Annotated in this window: 2 protein-coding genes; one reads left to right on the forward strand and one right to left on the reverse strand. The window is 39.8% G+C overall.

The features are described from left to right. Positions 1-701, reverse strand: a 701-nt coding sequence (locus HMPREF9304_RS12425) for a M23 family metallopeptidase (RefSeq protein WP_036929732.1), incomplete at its 3' end; no start/stop codon positions are given. Between the two features lie 213 nt (positions 702-914). Between HMPREF9304_RS12425 and HMPREF9304_RS12430 the strand changes: the two genes are divergently transcribed. Continuing rightward, positions 915-1,676 (forward strand): DUF4099 domain-containing protein, encoded by a 762-nt coding sequence (locus HMPREF9304_RS12430; RefSeq protein WP_036929734.1) that lies wholly within the window; start codon positions 915-917, stop codon positions 1,674-1,676. The last annotated feature ends 591 nt before the right edge of the window (positions 1,677-2,267 follow it).

Genomic DNA, 2,267 nt, shown 5'->3' on the forward strand with positions numbered 1-2,267 from the left:
TTGAATCCTGCTTGGGCAAGACTGCTTTTCCCCCAACGGCTTTCAAGTGCCATCTGNGCGAGGATGACAGAAGANGGGATGCCGTATTTCTGCTGCTGTCTCATGGCGGCATGCGCATACTTCTTGAAAAAATCATCAGGAGTGAGAATGTCTTTNTCNTTGACGTGAAGTGCTGTGATACATTGCAACTTTACATCCCGGATATAGGTCAGGAGGTTGTANGGGTCTTCTAAATTTCCTCTTAACCTNCTGGTGATATGGAGNTGTGCGCCTGTCGATCGACCNGAAGAACCGCTGACACCAACAGGGTCACCTGCATAGATTCGNTCTCCTTTCTTCACCCAAATTTGAGATAAGTGACAGTAGCTCACNGNGTAGTCACCGTGCTNCATGATAATGTAATTGCCGCTACCAGAATCATAGCCAGTGTTCATGACATAACCATCAAACATGGCAAGTACATTTTCATAGCGTGCCTTTAAGTCCAAACCGCAATGNTCCTTTGTCTTACCAGTAAACGGATCTTTGCGNATNCCGAAAGCAGAATTTACCTCGATNCTTTGCAAAGGAAAACTTACACTGAAGTATTTGTCTATCCAATAGTCTTGAAGGCTGTTATCNACAGTCTNCTTTTGTGCAAGGACAAAGAGACAAGATGCGCTCAANACTGCAAGGAAAATATGTCTAAGAAATATAACCATCGTCTCCTTTTTTATGCTTACAAAAGTAAAATAAACCAGTTTAATAGCTGGCTCAAAAAAAAAGGAAGTCTTATATTAACATTTCAAAAACTGAAAACCCCACAAATCAGCCTAAAATCGTTTTGAAAATGTTAATATAAAAGGTTTATTATTTTGGAAGGCAGACTTTTCAAGTAACAAANTATCTTTGCAAAAACAAAAATCAATGAATTTATGAAAACAACTTTTGANGAGAATGAGATTCCGTACGAGAAATTTGCAAGTCTCGGATTGACTCAAGAAATGGTGGATGACCTTCCTGAAATAGTGATGAAAAAGATGCTTGGAGGTCAATGGACTCCTATCTTACCTATCAGCGTAGACTTGGGTGATGGTGTACGAAGATCAATTCAAGCCCGCATAAAACTTGAAAAAAGAAATGATGCCGTAGATATAATGATNGCNCCAAGAAGCGAAATGGCAGACTTGGAGGACTTTACNCCCGAGGAACAGAATACGCTCCGAAGTGGTAAAGTTATCATAACTAAAATGCCAGGAAAGGAGCAATGNTTCGTACAACTTGACGATAAGACGAACAGGGTCTTCTATATCCCAGTTTCCTTGATGGAGGATAATTTGGCATCACTGCAAAATGAGCTGGAACTCACCAATGAACANGTGGCGCAGATGTGTACTGGGAATATTATATCGGTAGACAAGCAGGAAGGAAAATTCACCTTCGGACTTGATTTCCTTGCTGACGGATGTATCAAAGTCGTCAGTGGTGATAGGGANGAATACGACAGTGTTGTTTCTCGTGAGATGCCTACATATAATTTCGGTATATACGGATGTTGGGTAAAAGAGTCTGACAACTCCTTCAAAAATTATGTTCCCGAAGAGGAATATACGGAAGATATGCAAAGGGAATTCTATCATTTAGGAGATGAAAACTCACAGAAAGCGGAACAGAAGAACAGAGGCATNCACAGATAATCTTATAAATTTACAATATGGCAAAAATAATAAATGAGTTAATTGATAAACTCGACCGTGAGGAAATAACAAACCTGCAGTGTATCACAATGCACGGTCAGGAAATGGTGAATANCTATAAAGAATGGTGCCAAGTATTGGGCTTNCAAGAAGGTGATGAAGACGGAGCTGAACANTTTGTCAACGAATTGCGATACGGTGATGAACCTGANGATGGNGATTTGCCANAAGAAGNGTGGGACAAAATTGGAGGATTTTTCAACNGATCCTCGAAAGATACAAATATGCACCACAACACAGTACAAAATAAAGGAAACGGCTTTTCATCAATGGATCTTTATAATAAGTGGAAAGAAGATAATAATTTACTTACCACTCTAAAAAGCTCTGATGAAGCCGTGAAGATTACACTTTGGAGATACCTTCATGGTGGCGGAGGAATTAAAACCTGTGCAAGATCAATCAACATGTCCAAAAATACAGTAAAAAAATGGTGGGATGTTCGTTACTTTATTGATGCTGCCATTGCCGATGGTGGTCACGTTCACCCAATAAGATTGGATTATGACACCATAAAAAAAACTATCATCC

Origin of the sequence: Hoylesella timonensis S9-PR14 (genome assembly GCF_000762405.1) — a bacterium.
Taxonomy (GTDB): domain Bacteria; phylum Bacteroidota; class Bacteroidia; order Bacteroidales; family Bacteroidaceae; genus Prevotella; species Prevotella timonensis_A.